The organism is Rhodosalinus sp. (genome assembly GCF_041685465.1).
GTDB lineage: Bacteria > Pseudomonadota > Alphaproteobacteria > Rhodobacterales > Rhodobacteraceae > Rhodosalinus.
The window spans coordinates 1-15,369 of record NZ_JAWLFS010000046.1 but is presented as its reverse complement, the minus strand read 5'-3'; the positions used below and the strand labels follow the sequence as shown (position 1 = coordinate 15,369).

General features: G+C 71.5%; 19 protein-coding genes. 3 read left to right on the top strand and 16 right to left on the bottom strand.

From position 1 onward, the window contains the following. The 5 genes from ACESL7_RS04980 to ACESL7_RS04960 all read right to left on the bottom strand — a co-directional run. Positions 1-383 (bottom strand): phosphonate metabolism protein/1,5-bisphosphokinase (PRPP-forming) PhnN (locus ACESL7_RS04980; RefSeq protein WP_372892051.1); only part of this gene is annotated, 383 nt, incomplete at its 3' end. Then, positions 380-1,069, bottom strand: coding sequence for a phosphonate C-P lyase system protein PhnL (phnL, locus tag ACESL7_RS04975; protein WP_372892049.1), 690 nt, complete (start codon positions 1,067-1,069; stop codon positions 380-382). The genes ACESL7_RS04980 and phnL, both read right to left, overlap by 4 nt. Then, positions 1,069-1,461, bottom strand: coding sequence for a CorA family divalent cation transporter (locus ACESL7_RS04970; protein WP_372892047.1), 393 nt, complete (start codon positions 1,459-1,461; stop codon positions 1,069-1,071). Before ACESL7_RS04970 ends, phnL begins: the two co-directional genes overlap by 1 nt. After that, positions 1,458-2,285 (bottom strand): phosphonate C-P lyase system protein PhnK, encoded by an 828-nt coding sequence (gene phnK, locus ACESL7_RS04965; protein WP_372892045.1) that lies wholly within the window; start codon positions 2,283-2,285, stop codon positions 1,458-1,460. Before phnK ends, ACESL7_RS04970 begins: the two co-directional genes overlap by 4 nt. After that, complete coding sequence (locus tag ACESL7_RS04960) at positions 2,282-3,133, bottom strand: alpha-D-ribose 1-methylphosphonate 5-phosphate C-P-lyase PhnJ (RefSeq protein WP_372892043.1); 852 nt, start codon at positions 3,131-3,133, stop codon at positions 2,282-2,284. Before ACESL7_RS04960 ends, phnK begins: the two co-directional genes overlap by 4 nt. 152 nt (positions 3,134-3,285) lie before the next feature. Between ACESL7_RS04960 and ACESL7_RS04955 the strand changes: the two genes are divergently transcribed. Beyond that, complete coding sequence (locus ACESL7_RS04955; protein ID WP_372892041.1) at positions 3,286-3,411, top strand: hypothetical protein; 126 nt, start codon at positions 3,286-3,288, stop codon at positions 3,409-3,411. Between the two features lie 2 nt (positions 3,412-3,413). Here the strand turns inward: ACESL7_RS04955 and ACESL7_RS04950 are convergent, their stop codons facing one another. The 3 genes from ACESL7_RS04950 to phnG are packed head-to-tail and all read right to left on the bottom strand — an operon-like array spanning position 3,414 to position 5,517. Then, positions 3,414-4,502 (bottom strand): carbon-phosphorus lyase complex subunit, encoded by a 1,089-nt coding sequence (locus tag ACESL7_RS04950; protein ID WP_372892039.1) that lies wholly within the window; start codon positions 4,500-4,502, stop codon positions 3,414-3,416. Then, positions 4,502-5,059 (bottom strand): phosphonate C-P lyase system protein PhnH, encoded by a 558-nt coding sequence (phnH, locus tag ACESL7_RS04945; RefSeq protein WP_372892037.1) that lies wholly within the window; start codon positions 5,057-5,059, stop codon positions 4,502-4,504. Before phnH ends, ACESL7_RS04950 begins: the two co-directional genes overlap by 1 nt. After that, positions 5,059-5,517, bottom strand: coding sequence for a phosphonate C-P lyase system protein PhnG (gene phnG / locus ACESL7_RS04940; RefSeq protein WP_372892035.1), 459 nt, complete (start codon positions 5,515-5,517; stop codon positions 5,059-5,061). The genes phnH and phnG overlap by 1 nt, the downstream gene beginning before the upstream one ends. Before the next feature lie 100 nt (positions 5,518-5,617). Between phnG and phnF the strand changes: the two genes are divergently transcribed. Further along, on the top strand, positions 5,618-6,346 hold the full coding sequence (gene phnF, locus ACESL7_RS04935) for a phosphonate metabolism transcriptional regulator PhnF (RefSeq protein ID WP_372892033.1): 729 nt from the start codon (positions 5,618-5,620) through the stop codon (positions 6,344-6,346). 76 nt (positions 6,347-6,422) lie between these two features. After that, positions 6,423-7,607, top strand: a complete 1,185-nt coding sequence (locus ACESL7_RS04930; RefSeq protein ID WP_372892031.1) for an alpha-D-ribose 1-methylphosphonate 5-triphosphate diphosphatase — start codon at positions 6,423-6,425, stop codon at positions 7,605-7,607. 145 nt (positions 7,608-7,752) lie between these two features. On the opposite strand, the gene ACESL7_RS04925 is transcribed toward ACESL7_RS04930, so the two are convergent. The 8 genes from ACESL7_RS04925 to ACESL7_RS04890 all read right to left on the bottom strand — a co-directional run. Further along, on the bottom strand, positions 7,753-8,370 hold the full coding sequence (locus ACESL7_RS04925; protein WP_372892029.1) for an LbetaH domain-containing protein: 618 nt from the start codon (positions 8,368-8,370) through the stop codon (positions 7,753-7,755). 48 nt (positions 8,371-8,418) lie between these two features. Next, entirely contained in the window at positions 8,419-9,753 is a 1,335-nt protein-coding gene (gene phnE, locus ACESL7_RS04920) for a phosphonate ABC transporter, permease protein PhnE (protein WP_372892027.1), read from the bottom strand. Further along, positions 9,750-10,625: a phosphonate ABC transporter, permease protein PhnE gene (gene phnE, locus ACESL7_RS04915; RefSeq protein ID WP_372892025.1), complete on the bottom strand. Its 876-nt coding sequence runs from the start codon at positions 10,623-10,625 to the stop codon at positions 9,750-9,752. The genes phnE (ACESL7_RS04920) and phnE (ACESL7_RS04915) overlap by 4 nt, the downstream gene beginning before the upstream one ends. A gap of 67 nt (positions 10,626-10,692) precedes the next feature. Beyond that, entirely contained in the window at positions 10,693-11,595 is a 903-nt protein-coding gene (gene phnD / locus ACESL7_RS04910) for a phosphonate ABC transporter substrate-binding protein (RefSeq protein ID WP_372892023.1), read from the bottom strand. Between the two features lie 74 nt (positions 11,596-11,669). Beyond that, positions 11,670-12,470: a phosphonate ABC transporter ATP-binding protein gene (gene phnC, locus ACESL7_RS04905; protein WP_372892021.1), complete on the bottom strand. Its 801-nt coding sequence runs from the start codon at positions 12,468-12,470 to the stop codon at positions 11,670-11,672. A 376-nt stretch (positions 12,471-12,846) separates the two neighbouring features. Next, positions 12,847-13,845, bottom strand: a complete 999-nt coding sequence (locus ACESL7_RS04900; RefSeq protein ID WP_372892019.1) for an ABC transporter substrate-binding protein — start codon at positions 13,843-13,845, stop codon at positions 12,847-12,849. A 36-nt stretch (positions 13,846-13,881) separates the two neighbouring features. Continuing rightward, positions 13,882-14,802, bottom strand: coding sequence for an ABC transporter permease (locus ACESL7_RS04895; RefSeq protein ID WP_372892017.1), 921 nt, complete (start codon positions 14,800-14,802; stop codon positions 13,882-13,884). Continuing rightward, positions 14,799-15,369: ABC transporter permease (locus ACESL7_RS04890; protein ID WP_372892015.1), on the bottom strand; the 571-nt coding region annotated here is incomplete at its 5' end. The genes ACESL7_RS04895 and ACESL7_RS04890, both read right to left, overlap by 4 nt.

The following is a 15,369-nucleotide window of genomic DNA, read 5'->3' as shown; positions in this document are numbered from 1 at the left end:
CCGGCGAGGCGCGCGGCCAGCACCTCCGCCGGCGCCTCCAGCGCGAGAATGACGAGACGCGGGAAGCGCGCCGCCGCCGCCCCGAGCGCCCGGCGCGACAGGTTGGCGAGCGCGTCGCGCCCCTCGGCGAGGCCCGCGACCTCCTGCACCGGCAGCGCATAGGCGAGGCCGTGCGCCCGCCAGGCGAGCGCGAAATCGCCCGCCGCCTCCCGGCGCGCGAAGGCCGCCTCGGAAAGCGGCTCGAAGGGCTCGCTCGCCGCCGCCGGGCGGGTGATCGCGCGGCGCACCAGGTGCAGACCGGGCCGGCGGGCGGCCATCTCGGCCATCACCGTGTCCTTGCCCACGCCCGAGGGGCCGACCACCGCGATCAGCCGCCCGCTCACGCCGCGGCCCTCGGCGTGAAGGCGCCGACGTCCACCTCCCGGTCGCAGACGCGGGCGCGCGCCGCCTCGTCGTGGAAGATGCCGAGGATCGCGGCGCCGCGGGCCTTGGCCTCCTCGACGAGCGTCAGCACCACCTCGCGGTTGCCGGCGTCGAGGCTCGCCGTCGGCTCGTCGAGCAGAAGCGCAGGGTAGGCATGCGCGAAGCCGCGCGCGATGTTCACGCGCTGCTGCTCTCCGCCCGAGAAGGTCGTGGGCGAGAGGCTCCAGAGCCGCTCGGGCAGGTTGAGCCGGGCGAGCAGCCCGCGCGCCCGGTCGAGCGCCGCGTCGCGCTCGGTGCCGACGCGCAGGAGCGGTTCGGCCACCACCTCGAGCGTGGGCACCCGCGGCACGACGCGCAGGAACTGGCTGACGTAGCCCAGCCGGTCGCGGCGCAGCGCCAGGATCTCGCGCGGCGCGGCCCGCGCCACGTCCACGCCGCAGACCTCGATCCGCCCCGCGCGGGCGAGGTAGTTGCCGTAGACCATGCGCATCAGCGTCGACTTGCCCGCGCCCGACGCCCCGGTGAGCGCGACGCATTCCCCCGCCCCCACGTCGAGCCGCGCGCCCTCCATCACCGGGATCGCCGCGCCGCCCTGGTTGTGGAGCGTGAAATCCTTCGACGCGCCCTCGATCTCGATCACCGCCATCAGACCCACCCCTTGCGTCGGAAGATCACGCGCGCCGCCACCGCCGCGGCCACCATCAGCCCGAGCGCCGCCGGATAACCGAAGCGCCAGCCGAGCTCCGGCATCACGGCGAAGGTCCTGCCGTGGATCGAGGCGATCAGCGTCGGCGGCAGGACGAGCACGGCGACCACCGAGAAGATCTTGATGATCGCCGCCTGCGCGATGTTGATGAATCCGCGCGTCGCGTCGCGCGGCATGCCCGTCTTCTGCTGCAGGAAACCCGCCGGCCCGGCGATGGGGCGCAGGTCGCGCAGCGCGCTCTTGCCCATGCCGTCGCGGCCGTGCAGGCCGGGCGTCCGGACGCCCCCCGCCTCGGCCAGCCCGCCGTCCGACAGATGACAGGCGCGGATCATGCCTGCAGCACCGAGGCGACGAGAAGCTGCGTGTAGGCGTGCTGCGGATCGTCGAGCACCTGGTCGGTGAGCCCCTGTTCGACCACGTGCCCGCCCTGCATCACCATCAGCCGGTCGGCGAGCAGCCGCACCACGGCGAGGTCGTGGGTGACGATGATCACCGACAGCCCCATCTCGCGCACCAGCCCGCGCAGGAGGTCCAGAAGCCGCGCCTGCACGCTCACGTCGAGCCCGCCGGTGGGCTCGTCCATGAAGACGAGCCGCGGGCCGGTCACCAGCGTCCGCGCGATCTGAAGCCGCTGCTGCATGCCGCCCGAGAAGGCCGAGGGGCGGTCGTCGATCCGGTCGGCGGCGATCTCCACCCGGCCGAGCCAGTCGAGGGCGGCGGCGCGGATGCGCCCGTAGTGCCGCGCGCCGGTGCCCATCAGCCGCTCGCCCACGTTGCCGCCGGCGGAGACGCCCATCCTGAGCCCGTCGCGCGGGTTCTGGTGGACGAAGGCCCAGTCGGTGCGCATCAGCCGCCGCCGCGCCCCCTCGCCCAGCGCCGCCGTATCGGTGAGCCCGCCCTCCATCTCGTAGAGCACGCGCCCCGCGTCCGGCGCGATCTGCCCCGAGAGGCAGCCGAGCAGGGTGGACTTGCCCGAGCCGGACTCGCCGACGATCCCCATGACCTCGCCGGGCCAGAGATCGAAGCCGACCTCGGCACAGCCGAGGCGGGCCCCGTAGTGCTTCGTCACCCCCTCGACCGACAGAAGGGGGCCGCCGGGCCCAAGGCCTTTGCAAAGGCCTTGGGAAAATCCTTGCAAGGATTTTCCGTCGCTCATGCCGCCGCCTCCGTGCCCCGGTGGCCGGCCGCGCGGCGGCCGGCGCAGTAGTCGGTGTCCGAGCAGACGAACATCCGCCCGCCCGCGTCGTCGACGATCACCTCGTCGAGATAGCTGTCGCGCGCCCCGCAGAGCGCGCAGGGATGCTCCGCCTTCGAGGGGTCGAAGGGGTGATCCTCGAAGTCGAGGCTCTCCACCCGCGTCCAGGGCGGCAGGGCGTAGATGCGCTGTTCGCGCCCGGCGCCGAAGAGCTGGATCGCCGGGCTCTCGAGCTTGGGGTTGTCGAACTTCGGGATCGGCGAGGGATCCATCACGTAGCGCCCCTCGGCCCGCGCCGGGTAGGCGTAGGAGGTCGCGATCTCGCCGTGGCGCGCGATATCCTCGTAGAGCTTGACGTGCATCAGCCCGTAATCCTCGAGCGCGTGCATCTTGCGCGTCTCCACCTCCGAGGGCTCCAGAAAGCGCAGCGGCTCCGGGATGGGCACCTGGTAGACGAGGATCTGGTCCTCGGTGAGCGGCGTCTCGGGCACGCGGTGGCGGGTCTGGATCACCGTCGCCTCGGCCGTGCGCTCGGTCGTGGCCACCCCGGCGACGCGCTGGAAGAAGCGGCGGATCGAGACCGCGTTCGTCGTGTCGTCGGCGCCCTGGTCGATCACCTTGAGCGTATCCCCGGGCGTCAGCGTCGCCGCGGTCACCTGCACGCCGCCGGTGCCCCAGCCGTAGGGCATCGGCATCTCGCGGCTGGCGAAGGGCACCTGATAGCCGGGGATCGCCAGCCCCTTGAGGATCGCGCGGCGGATCATCCGCTTCGTCGGCTCGTCGAGATAGGCGAAGTTGTAGTCGCTCACGATGCGCCCCCTGTGCCCGGATCGCCTGTGCCCGGATCGCCTGTGCCGCTACGGCAACACCCTGTCGCCCGCCGGCGATCGGCCACGAAATGGCCGGATTTCCCCGCCAGGGTGCTCCCACGAACCCACCCTGAACGGAAAGGGACGACACGATGGATATCGTCGCCAACATGTTCGCGGGGCCGCTCGGCCTCGCCGCGGGCTTCGCGCTCGTCGCGGCCGCCGCGCTGCGGCTGCGCCGTCTCCGGGCCGAGGGTCCGGACCGGGATCGAGGCTGACCTCATTCCGCGGCCTCCGTCCCGGGGGCCGCGGACGCCTCCCGGCGCAGGCGGCGGACGAGTTCCAGTTCGGACTGGAAATCGACGTAGTGGGGCAGCTTGATGTGCTCCAGGAACCCCGTCGCCTGGATGTTGTCGGCGTGCGAGAGGACGAACTCCTCGTCCTGCACCGGCGCGCCGGTGTCCTCCTCGCCGAGTTCCTGCCAGCGCAGCGCGCGGTCCACGAGCGCCATGGCGATCGCCTTGCGCTCGCACTGCCCGAAGACGAGGCCGTAGCCGCGGGTGAATTGCGCGGGCTCGGTCTTCGACCCGGTGAACTGGTTGACCGTCTCGCATTCGGTGAGCTCGATCTCGCCGATCTCGACGGCGAAGCCGAGCTCGGGGATGTCGAGCTCCACCGCCACCGCGCCGATGCGGAGCTCGCCGACGAAGGGGTGGTTGCGGCCGTAGCCCCGCTGCGAGGAGTAGGCGAGGCTCAGCAGGAAGCCCTCGTCGCCGCGCGCGAGCGCCTGCAGCCGCAACGCCCGGTCGGCCGGCAGCTCCAGCGGCGCGCGGGTCAGGTCGCCCGGCGTTTCGGCGCCCTCGGCCTCCGGCTGGATCACGCCCTCCCGGTCGAGATAGCCGAGCACGTGCGGCGCCGGCGCCTGCGCCGCCTCCGCCTCGGGCGCCACCGGCGTCTCGCCCTCGGCGGCGAGCGCGAAGTCGAGAAGGCGGTGCGTGTAGTCGAAGGTCGGCCCGAGGATCTGCCCGCCCGGCACGTCCTTGAAGGTGGCCGAGACGCGGCGGATCACCCGCATCGCGCCGGTCTCCACCGGGCGCGAATAGCCCAGCCGCGGCAGCGTGGTCTTGTAGGCGCGGATGAGGAAGATCGCCTCGATCATGTCGCCGCGCGCCTGCTTGATCGCGAGCGCGGCGAGGTCCGCGTCGTAAAGCGCCCCCTCCGCCATGACCCGGTTCACCGCGAGCGCGAGCTGCTCGCGGATCTGCGCGAGCGTCAGATCGGCGACGGAGGTATCGCCCCGCCGCGCCTCGGCGAGCCAGGCATGGGCATTGTCGATCGCCCGCTCGCCGCCCTTGACCGCGACATACATCAGAGCACCCGTGTCGAACGCGGCAGCGCCGCGAGGCGATCGCCGCAGGTGAAGAAGAAATCGAGCCCCAGCGGAAAGGCCGCGTGGTTGGCGCGTACCGCCTCCGGATCCGGCAGATCGAGCCGCGCCTCCGTCTCGATGCCCGGCCCCGCGAGGCGCGCGCCCTCGGCCGCCAGCCGCTCCGTCTCGACGATCAGGGTCGCGGAGCGGTCGGGATACTCCGGCACGCCCTGCGGGTAGCTCTCCAGCGGCAGGAGCGCGTCCCAGTCGCCCAGCGCGAAGGCGGCCGCGCCGCGCGTGACGAGCGGCGCACCGGTGTGGAACGCGACCCAGGCGCGCACCGCCTCGCTGTCGGCCCGGCCGGCGAGGTGCAGCGGCGTGTCCGCGTCGCAGAGCGTGAGCACCAGCACCCCCGCCGCGACCGAGAGCGGCGCGGGCGGCGCGACGCCGCCCACCTGCTCGATCCGGCCGGGGCGCGCCATCGCCGACATCGCGGCGCGGAACGCGGCCGCCGCCTCGATCGGGGGATCGGCGAAGCCGCCCGGAACCGCCGCCATCAGTCCTCTCCCCGCGCCATGGTGAAGAAATCGACCTTGGTCGCCGCCGCGCGCCGTGCGCGACCAGCGCGGCGCGCGGCCTCCGCCTCGGCCAGCGGGGCGAGGACGCGATCGCGCACGGCGTCGGCCTCCGGCCCCTGCATCAGCGCGTCCGCGAGCGCGGCACGGCGGGCGTGCGCCTTGTCCCGCCCCTGCACATGCGCGTGCCCTTCGCGCCCGTCGGCGAGGCGCAGCGCGCAGCGCGTCACGGTCATCTCGCCGAGGTTGAAGGGCGCACCGCTCGCGCCCGCGCGGCCGCGTACCATCGCGGCGCCGGTCTCGGGCGGGCGGAGCCAGTCATGCGCCGGATCGCCGAGCGCGGCATCGTCCCAGAGGCGCGCAAGCTCCCCCACCGGGGCGCGCGCCAGAAGGCCCATCCACCCCGGCCGCGTCCCGATCGCCTGGTCCGTGCCGCTCATCACACGCTTGCTCCGTCGACTCGATTTCTATACAACTAGACATGTATTAGCCCGACACGACCCCGCCGCGCAATCCCGTTCTCCGTGAAGTTTCCGTGACATGCCCCGCACGCCACTCTGGACCGCCATCGAGACCGCGCTGACCGCGGATATCGTCGAGGGACGCTACGTCTCCGGCGACCGCCTGCCGAGCGAGGCCGCGCTCGCCGCCCGCTTCGGGGTGAACCGCCATACGGTGCGCCGTGCGCTCGCCGCGCTGGCCGACGCCGGGCTGGTGCACGCGCGGCGCGGCGCGGGCGTCTTCGTGCAGCACGCACCGACGGAGTACCCCATCGGCCGGCGCACGCGGTTTCACCGCAACCTCGCCGCCGCGGGCCGCCTGCCCGCGCGCGAGATCGCGCTGCTGGAGACGCGGGCGGCCGATGCGCGCGAGGCGGCGGCGCTCGCCATCGCGCCGGGCGATCCGGCGCTCGTCTGCGAGGGCCGCTCGCTCGCCGACAACCAGCCGCTTGCGCTGTTTCGCAGCGTCTTTCCCGCTGCGCGCCTGCCGGGGCTCGAGGCGGCGCTGCGCGAACTCTCCTCGGTGACCGAGGCGCTCGCCCGCGCCGGGGTGCCGGACTACACGCGCCGCGCGACGCGCGTGACCGCGCGCGCGGCCACGGCCACGCAGGCCGCGCAGCTCCGGGTGGCGGAGGGCGCGCCCCTGCTGCGCAGCGTCGCGGTCAACGAGGATGCCGCCGGCACCCCGGTCGAGTTCGGCACGACGTGGTTCGCCGGCGACCGCGTGACGCTCACCGTCTCGGACGGCGAGCGCCCGCCCGAGCCCTGAAAACATGGGGCGCTGTCACCCCTTCGACACAAAGGGCTGCTACCTCATCGCGAGTTATCCACAGACGGATCGCCGCGTGTCCACCGCCCCCCTTTCCCTTCGCCTCACTGGCGCCACCGTCCTGCGCGACGGCACCCTGCAGGAGCGCTCCGTCGCGATGTCCGGCGGGCGGATCACCAAGGGGCCCCTGCCCGCGGTGGACCTCTCCGGCTATCTCGTGCTGCCGGGGATCGTCGATCTGCACGGCGACGCTTTCGAGCGCCACGTCGCCCCGCGCCCCGACGCGGATGTTCCGCTCGACATGGCGCTCCGCGCCACCGACCGCGACGCCGCGGCCAACGGCGTGACCACCGCGTGGCTCGCGCAGGGCTGGTCCTGGGAAGGCGGCCGGCGCAGCCCGGACCAGGCGGAGATCCTGCTGCGCGCGCTCGAGGGCTACCGGCCGCACGCCATGACGGACCTGCGCGTGCAACTGCGCTGCGAGACACACACCGTCGACACCTTCGAACGGCTGCTCGCCACGGTGCGCCGGCACAGTGTCGATTACGTGGTCTTCAACAATCACCTTCCCGAGGCCACCACCCTCGCCGAGACGGATCACGAGGCGCTCGCCCGGCGCGCGCGCGGGTTCGGGCATGCGCCGGGCGCGCATCTGCGCGCGGTCGCAACCGCCACGGCGCAGGAGCGCGAGGTGCCGCGCTATCTCTGCCGCCTCGCCGAGGCCTTCGACGCGCTCGGCGTCCGCTACGGCAGCCACGACGACCCGGACGGCGAAACGCGCGAGACCTTCTCGATGATCGGGGCGAAGATCTGCACGTTTCCGCGTCGCCGCGCGGCCGCCGCACTTGCGCGCGCCGTGGGCGATCCGGTGCTGATGGGCGCGCCCAACGTGGTGCGCGGCCGCTCGCTGGCGGGGGGCGTCGCCGCGCGCGACCTGATCCGCGCCGGGCTCTGCGACGCGCTCGCGTCGGACGATCACTACCCCTCGCTCGGCGCCGCGGCCTTCCGCCTCGTGGACGAGGGCCTCGCCGATCTGCCGCGCGCCTGGGCGATGATCTCCGAGCGCCCGGCGGAGATCATGGGCCTCGCCGACCGCGGGCGCATCGACTATGGCCGCCGCGCCGACCTGGCCATCGTGAACGCGGAGACGCGGGCGGTCGAGGCGACGATCTCGGGCGGGCGGCTCGCTTATCTGACCGGCGACGCGGCAGCGCGCTTCCTCACGGCGGCGGGCGGTGGGCTCGCTCTCGCGGCGGAGTGATCGTCACCGCGACGTCGCACCTGCGTCACCCGGCCGTTACCCTTGGCGGCCATGACTGTTCCATTCCCGTGGAATGTTGGACGCACAAGATTTCAGTCCTGATTGGCGATCATGTCGGGCGGCCCCTCGGGGCCGCCCTTTTCGCTCACCCGCCGTGTTTCTCGAGGAACGCCTCGGCGTCGAGGCTGCGGAAATCCGCGAGCGCCGCACGCAGGCGCGCGTGGTCCCAGTCCCACCAGGCGAGGGCGATCAGCCGCTCGGCCACGTCAACGGGCTGGCGCGCGCGCACGGGCCGCGCGGGAAGGCCTGCGACGATGGTGTAGGGTGCCACGTCCTTCGTCACGACGGCCCCCGACGCCACCACGGCGCCGTGGCCCACCGTGACCTCCGGCTTGATCTGCGCCGCGTGCCCGATCCAGGTGTCGTGCCCGATCCGCGCGCGCCGCGCCTTGCGCCGCGCGAACCACGCGGGGTCGTCCTCGACGTCGTCCCAGTAGCTCGCCGAGCGGTACATGAAGTGGTGCAGGCTCGCCCGATCCAGCGGGTGATCGGTCGCCCCGATGCGCACGAAGCTCGCGATGTTGGCGAAGCGGCCCACCTCTGCGTTGGCGATGTCGCAGTAGCGGTCGCAGTAGGAATAGGCGCCAAGGACCGAATGCGCGACGCGCGTGCCGCGGCCGACCTCGGTATAGGCGCCGAAGGTCGCCTCGGTGATCTCGCAGTCCGGGTGCACGACCGGCCCCTCCGCCGTCAGCCGCGCCATCGCACGTCTCCTGTCGTTTCGCCATGGGTCATGGATGGATGATCCGGCTCAGCCCGCGTCGCCCTTGATGAGCCGCCGGCGCAGGAGGCCCGAGAGCCAGTCCATCGCCATGACCGTCAGCACGATGAGGATGATGTAATAGGTCACCTCTTCCCAGTCCTTCTGGGTGATGATCGCCTGCGTGATCAGGAGGCCGATACCGCCCCCGGTGATCGCGCCGATGACCGTCGCCGAGCGGGTGTTGGACTCGAAGAAGTAGAGCACCTGGGACAGCAGCACCGGCATCACCTGCGGGATCACGCCGAAGCGGTAGCGCTGCACCGGGCGCGCGCCGGTGGAGGTGACGCCCTCGATCTGCTTGTCGTCCACGTTCTCGAGCGCCTCGGAGAAGATCTTGCCGAAGCTGCCCGTGTCCGTGAAGAGGATCGCGAGCGATCCCGTCAGCGGCCCCGGACCGAAGGCGCGGGAGAGCACGATCGTCCAGATCAGCGCGTCCACCCCCCGCAGGAAATCGAACGCCCGGCGCGCCCCGAAGCGCAACGTCATCAGCGGCGTGAAGTTCTTCGCCGCGACGAAGGCCAGCGGCAGCGCCACCACCGCGGCACCGAAGGTGCCGAGGAAGGCCATCAGGATCGTCTCGACCATCGCCCAGGCGACATCGGCATGACGCCAGACGCCGTTGCCCCAGAAATCCTGCCACGCGCCCGTGACATTCGCGCGCTCCGGGTCGAGCTGCGGGCCGAACAGGATCTCGACGGGCGTGCGGTCGTAATAGGGGCTGTCGAGCGTGAACCAGAAGAGTTCCCACCCGAAGAAGTAACGGAAGACCTCCGTGCGGTTCCGCGTGACGGTCATCCGCCCCGCCTCGGTCGTGATGTCGAGGCGCGAGGAGGAGTAGCTGATCCAGTCCGGCAGCGTCTCCGGGGCGCGGTCGATCTCGACGCCCCCCGCACGGCTCGCTTGGGCCTCGATCCGGCCCACCTCGGGGTGGACGTAGACCGCGCCGTTATCCGCCCCGAAGATCACCGCGTGCCCGTCTTCCAGCGTCACCCGCGCGCCACCGTCGTCGCGCGCGATCCACTCGGGTTCCATCTCCGGCGGGAAGGTTCCCCTGCGCTCGCCCTCCTTGCTGACCGTGATCTCGCCCGAGCGGTTGTCGCGCGTGACGTGAACCTTGTGACTGTAGCTGTCGGCCACCAGCTTCGCCGCGTTGTCGAGGCGCGCGCGGTCGGCGAGGCCGGGGATGTCGAAGGCGAAGAAGACGTAGACGAGATAGGCGAGGATCACCGCCGGCACCGCGAAGGCGAGGCGGCGCTTCGCGGCGATGCGGCGGACCGCCGCCTGCTGGCGGCGCAGCGGAGCGTCGAGCGAAGCGTCGGTCACGGCAAGACCTCCCTGCCCTGGGTGAGTCGATTGCGGAAATGGCTCGAGGTCTGATCGACGACGACGATGGTCAGGAACAGCAGCACGAAGATCGCCGCCGCCTCGTCGAACTTGCCGAGCCCGAAGGTCATCGAGTTGCGGAGCTCGTAACCGATGCCGCCGGCGCCCACGAAGCCGAGGATCGCCGAGGCGCGGATGTTGATCTCGAACCGCAGGAGGCCATAGCTCAGGTAGTTGGGCGCCACCTGCGGGATCACGCCGTAGGCCATCCGCTGCCCCCAGCTCGCGCCGACGGAGTGCAGCCCCTCGACGGGCTTCAGGTCGGCGTTCTCGTTCACCTCGGAATAGAGCTTGCCGAGCGCGCCCGCGGTGTGGAGCGCGATGGCGATCATGGCGGGCACCGGGCCACTGCCCATGACGAAGATCAGCACCAGCGCGACGACGATCTCGGGCATCGCGCGCAGCACGTCCATGATGCGCCTGAAGACCGGGATCAGGCGCGGCCACGGCGCGAGACCCCGCGTCGACACGAGCGAGAGCGCCATGCCGCCGAAGAACCCGAGAAGCGTGGCGAGGGCGGCGATGTTCAGCGTCTCGATCAACGCGGGAACATAGCGCCAGAGAAGCGCCGGCATCTCTGCCCGCTTCTCCCAGGCCTCCGCCACGACATCGGCGGGGAAATCGAACATGTTGTGCCAGCCGTCCCAGAAGGAACCGGCGTTCCGGCCGTCGGCGACGGCGAAGCCGCTCGCCATCAGCACGACGAAAAGCAGGAGCGTCAGCCCGCTGTAGAGCCGCCGGCGCCGCGTCAGCGCCAGGTAGGCGGCGCGGGTGTCGGGGCTGTTGGCGGCAGGGGCGGCAAGATCGGCCATGCGGTGTCCCGGATGCAAAGGGGGTCCCGGCCGCGCCGGCCGGGACCCCGTGTCAGGCGAGGTGCCCTCACTCCATCTCGCGCTTGCGCACTTCGATGATGGTCTCGTAGGCCTCGTGGCCGATCGGCTCGAAGCCCGCCGTCTCGCCGGCGGCGACGCTGTAGGCGCACTCCTCGTCGTTCGCGTGCAGGTCGTTCATCACCTCGGTCACGGCGGCCTTCACGTCGTCCGGCAGCGCCTCGCGCAGGACGATCGGGCCCTCCGGGATCGGCTCCGACTTCCAGATCTCGACGAGCTCGTTCATGTCCACGAGGCCCGCGTCCGAGGCCTTGCGCAGCGCGCCCGAGTTGTAGCCGTCCTCCCAGGCGCCGAGGCCGTCGGCCCAGGTCACGCCGGCGTCGATGTCGCCGTTGGCGACCGCGACGATGGTCTGCTCGTGCCCGCCGGTGAAGACGACGTCGCCGAAGTAGTCGCCGGGCTCCATGGTGCCGCCGGTCGCCGCCGGGATCTCGACCGAGGGGATCAGGTAGCCCGAGGTGGAGTTCGGATCGCCGAAGCCGAAGACCTTGTCTTCCATCGCCTCGAGCGAGTCGATGCCGCTGTCGGTGCGGGCGAAGCCGACCGAGTGATAGCCGTAGGAACCGTCGAGGTTGGTCTTGACGAGCACCGGCTCGACCGCGTCCGGGTCGGCGATATGCGTGGCCGCATAGCCCGAGGCGCCGAGCCACGCGAGGTCGATCGACCCGCCGAGCAGCCCCTGGATCACGCCGTTGTAGTCGGCGGGCGTGAACATGCGCACCGGCACGCCGAGCTCTTCGCTGACGTAATCGGCGAGGCACTGGTTCGAGGCGAGGCGGTCCTGCGCGTTTTCGCCACCGAGGATGCCGATGCGGAACTCGTCGATCTCCTGCGCCATCGCCGGGGCGGCGAGAGCGGTGGTCGCCAGCGTGGCGGCAAGAACTTTCTTCATGGTCGATCCCTCATGTCTGTTCAGGGCGTGGGGTGCCCCGCGCCGCCCTCGGGCGACCGGGGCGGCGGAAAGGCTCAGGCGGGCACGGGGGCGGGCGCGTGCTCGCGGATCTCGGTCGAGGTCGCGGATTCCGAGAAGCTCGCGTCGGCGCCGTAGATGTCGCGCGCGACGCCGGTGGTGAGCTGCTCGGGCGTGCCGTCGAAGACGACGCGCCCCTTCCGCATGCCGATCACCCGGTCGCAGTAGCGGCGCGCGGTGTCGAGCGTGTGCAGGTTGCAGATCACCATGCGCCCGTCCTCGTCGTGAATGCGCCGCAGCGTGTCCATGACGATCTGCGCGTTCATCGGGTCGAGGCTCGCGATCGGCTCGTCGGCGAGGATGATCTTCGGGTCCTGCATGAGCGCCCGCGCGATGGCGACGCGCTGCTGCTGCCCGCCCGAGAGCGCCTCGGCCCGCTTGGCGGCATTCTCGGCGATGCCGAGCCGCTCGAGGATGTCGATGGCGCGGTGAATGTCTGCCTCCGGGTAGAGGCTGAAGAGCGTCGCCAGCGTCGAGCGCTTGTTGAGCGTGCCGTGCAGCACGTTCGCGACGACATCCATCCGCGGCACGAGGTTGAACTGCTGGAAGATCATCGCGCAGTCCGACTGCCAGCGCCGCTTGGCGGCGCCCTGCAGCGCGGTGATCTCGGTGCCCTCGAAGTGCACCGCGCCCTCGCTCGCGTCGGTCAGGCGGTTGAGCATCCGCAGGAGCGTGGACTTGCCGGCGCCCGAGGCGCCGATGATGCCCACCATCATCGCGCGGTCCACCTCGAGCGTCGTGGCGTCCACGGCGGTGTTCGCGCCGAAACGCTTCGTCAGTCCGTCGATATGCAGCACGTCTCACCCCCAGGCGGCCGGTCCCGTCCCTCCTAGAGGCGTTGCGCAAAGCTCCTGTGTCGGTTTCGCAAAGCTTTTGTGAAGGGCGGGGTGGCCGGTCGGGCCGGAGGCCACGCCCGAACGGCACGCGAAGTCAGTGCCGGACGGCGGTCCGGACCGGCAGGGGAGCCCGGGACGCCTCCGCCGCCGCACGGCGCGCGTGGCGCGACGGCACCGGAGAGGGAGGCGTCCGCGGCGCTTCCGGGGCGCGCGACGGGCGGACCCGCCACACCGAGCGCAGGTCACACGCTGGCGGGGCACGGCGCCCCTCTCGGGAGCGCGCCACGAAAAAGGGCCGGCGTTGCCGCCGGCCCCCCTTCACGTCTCGCGTGGCGCCTCAGTTCGACACGGCACCCGTGACCGCATGCGTCCAGGCCGCGTCGCCCGGATGCTCGGTGATCACCGGCGTCGAGCCGCCCGAGAGCAGCGTCTCGACCGTGCGCTCGTAGTCCGCCGGGTCGAGCGTGCCGTCCGAGCCCGCGGTGAGCTTGGCGACCTCGCCCATCATCCGCTTCTGGTGGGTTTCGGTCTGCGCGCCGGTCGCGTCGTTCTCGAGAACGATCATCGCCGCCTCGTCCGGGTTCTCCTCGGCGTATTTCCAGCCGCGCATGGAGGCCTCGACGAAGCGCGCCATCTTGTCGACGAACTCCGGATCCTCGAGATCCTCCTCCAGCGCCCAGAGCCCGTCCTCGAGCGTGGCGACGCCCTGATCCTCGTACTTGAAGGTGACGAGCTCCTCCGGGCTCACGCCCGCGTCGATCACCTGCCAGTACTCGTTGTAGGTCATCGTCGAGATGCAGTCCGCCTGCCGCTGCAGCAGCGGGTCGACGTTGAACCCCTGCTTGAGCACCTCGACGCCGCTCTCGCTCCTGCCGTCGGTGTCGATGCCGAGCTTGGCCATCCAGCTCAGGAAGGGAAACTCGTTGCCGAAGAACCAGACGCCGAGCGTGCGATCGGCAAGGTCCCCGGGCGCCTCGATCCCGGTGTCCGCCCAGCAGGTCATCATCATGCCGGAGGACTTGAAGGGCTGCGCGACATTGACGAGCGGCAGCCCGTTCTCCCGCGCGGCGAGCGCGGCGGGCATCCACTCCACGATCACGTCGGCCCCGCCGCCCGCGATCACCTGCGGCGGCGCGATGTCCGGCCCGCCCGGCTTGATCGTCACGTCGAGGTCGGCCTCGTCGTAGAAGCCCTTGGCCTCGGCGACGTAATACCCGGCGAACTGCGCCTGCGTCACCCACTTGAGCTGCAGCGTCACCTCGTCAGCGGCCTGCGCGCCCCCGGCGAGGCCGCCCGCCAGCGCCACCCCGAGCGCGGTCCTGGTCAGGTGTTTCATCGTCATACCTCCATTATTGGTGTCGTGTCCCTGCTTTCAGGGTCTTTGCGACGGGTGCCAGAAGGTCACCCGCCGTTCCGCCCAGGCGACGGCGAAATAGAAGGCCGAGCCGGCCAGCGCGGCCACCGTGATCCCCGCCCAGACCATGCCGAGCTGAAGCTGTCCCACGGAGGTCGATATCCGGAAGCCGAGGCCGAGCGTCGGCGACCCGAAGAATTCCGCCACGATCGCGCCGATCAGCGCGAGGGTGGAGGCGATCTTTAGCCCGTTGAAGACGAGCGGCATCGCCGCCGGCAGCCGCAGCTTCATCAGCGACTGCCAGTAGCTCGCAGCATAGGTCTCCATCAGGTCGCGCTGCATGCTGTCGGCCGACTTCAGCCCGGCCACCGCGTTCACCAGAACGGGGAAGAAGACCATCAGCACCACGACCGCCGCCTTCGATTGCCAGCCGAAGCCGAACCACATCACGAGGATCGGCGCGGTGCCGATGATCGGCAGCGCGGCCATGAAGCTGCCCACCGGCAGGAGCCCGCGCTGCAGGAAGGGCGAGCGGTCCACCGCCACCGCCATGCCGACCGCCGCGGCGCAGCCGATGACGTAGCCCGTCAGCGCGCCCTTCACCACCGTCTGCACGAAGTCGCCCCAGAGAAGCCCCACATTGCCCGCGAGCGTCGCCGCGATCTCCGTCGGGGGCGGCAGGATCACCGGCGGCACCCCGAAGAGCCGCACGGTCATCTCCCAGAGGACCAGCACCGTCACCCCGAAGAGCGCCGCGACGAGGCTCCGCCCCGCACGGCGCTGCGCCAGCGCGCTCTCCGAGAGGCGGATGTTCACCTGCCAGGCGGCGAACCACACCGCGAGCACCAGCGCCAGCCGCAAATCGACGAGAAGCGCCCCGGCCACCGCCGCGGCCTGCGCCGCGAGGAGCGGCCCGGCCCGCCCGAGCACCGCCGTCATCGCGCGAACCCCATGCGCCGGAGCGTCAGCCGCTCCATGGCCCCGATGGTGCCCACCATCACCGCCGCGAGGATCGCCGCAGCGAAGAGCGCCGACCAGATCTGCACCGTCTGCCCGTAATAGCTGCCCGCCAGCAGGCGCGCCCCCAGCCCCTCCGAAGCGCCTGTGGGCAGTTCACCCACGATCGCCCCGATGAGCGAGGCGGCGATCCCCACCTTCAGCGCGGCGAAGAGATAGGGCACCGAGGCCGGCAGCCGGAGCATCCAGAAGACCTGGCCCGCCGTCGCCGAATAGGTGTGCATCAGGTCCATCTGGCTCGCCGCCGGGCTGCGGAGCCCCGCGACCATGCTGACCACCACGGGAAAGAAACTCAGGTAGGCCGAGATCAGCGCCTTGGGGATCAGCCCCTGCAGCCCGATGGAATTGAGCACAACGATGATCATCGGCGCGATGGCGAGGATCGGGATCGTCTGGCTCGCGATGGCCCAGGGCAGCACGCTCATGTCCATCGCCCGGTCGTGCACGATGCCCACCGCCAGCAGCACGCCCAGCGTCGTGCCGATCCCG

Bases quoted from the DNA above. Each gene is read 5' to 3' on its own strand.
- phnL (WP_372892049.1), bottom strand. From the start codon at position 1,069: ATGGCGGTGATCGAGATCGAGGGCGCGTCGAAGGATTTCACGCTCCAC.
- phnE (WP_372892025.1), bottom strand. From the start codon at position 10,625: ATGGCCGATCTTGCCGCCCCTGCCGCCAACAGCCCCGACACCCGCGCC.
- phnK (WP_372892045.1), bottom strand. From the start codon at position 2,285: ATGAGCGACGGAAAATCCTTGCAAGGATTTTCCCAAGGCCTTTGCAAA.
- phnD (WP_372892023.1), bottom strand. From the start codon at position 11,595: ATGAAGAAAGTTCTTGCCGCCACGCTGGCGACCACCGCTCTCGCCGCC.
- ACESL7_RS04900 (WP_372892019.1), bottom strand. From the start codon at position 13,845: ATGAAACACCTGACCAGGACCGCGCTCGGGGTGGCGCTGGCGGGCGGC.
- ACESL7_RS04970 (WP_372892047.1), bottom strand. From the start codon at position 1,461: ATGATCCGCGCCTGTCATCTGTCGGACGGCGGGCTGGCCGAGGCGGGG.
- ACESL7_RS04950 (WP_372892039.1), bottom strand. From the start codon at position 4,502: ATGTATGTCGCGGTCAAGGGCGGCGAGCGGGCGATCGACAATGCCCAT.
- ACESL7_RS04895 (WP_372892017.1), bottom strand. From the start codon at position 14,802: ATGACGGCGGTGCTCGGGCGGGCCGGGCCGCTCCTCGCGGCGCAGGCC.
- phnH (WP_372892037.1), bottom strand. From the start codon at position 5,059: ATGGCGGCGGTTCCGGGCGGCTTCGCCGATCCCCCGATCGAGGCGGCG.
- phnG (WP_372892035.1), bottom strand. From the start codon at position 5,517: ATGAGCGGCACGGACCAGGCGATCGGGACGCGGCCGGGGTGGATGGGC.
- ACESL7_RS04955 (WP_372892041.1), top strand. From the start codon at position 3,286: ATGGATATCGTCGCCAACATGTTCGCGGGGCCGCTCGGCCTCGCCGCG.
- phnF (WP_372892033.1), top strand. From the start codon at position 5,618: ATGCCCCGCACGCCACTCTGGACCGCCATCGAGACCGCGCTGACCGCG.
- ACESL7_RS04925 (WP_372892029.1), bottom strand. From the start codon at position 8,370: ATGGCGCGGCTGACGGCGGAGGGGCCGGTCGTGCACCCGGACTGCGAG.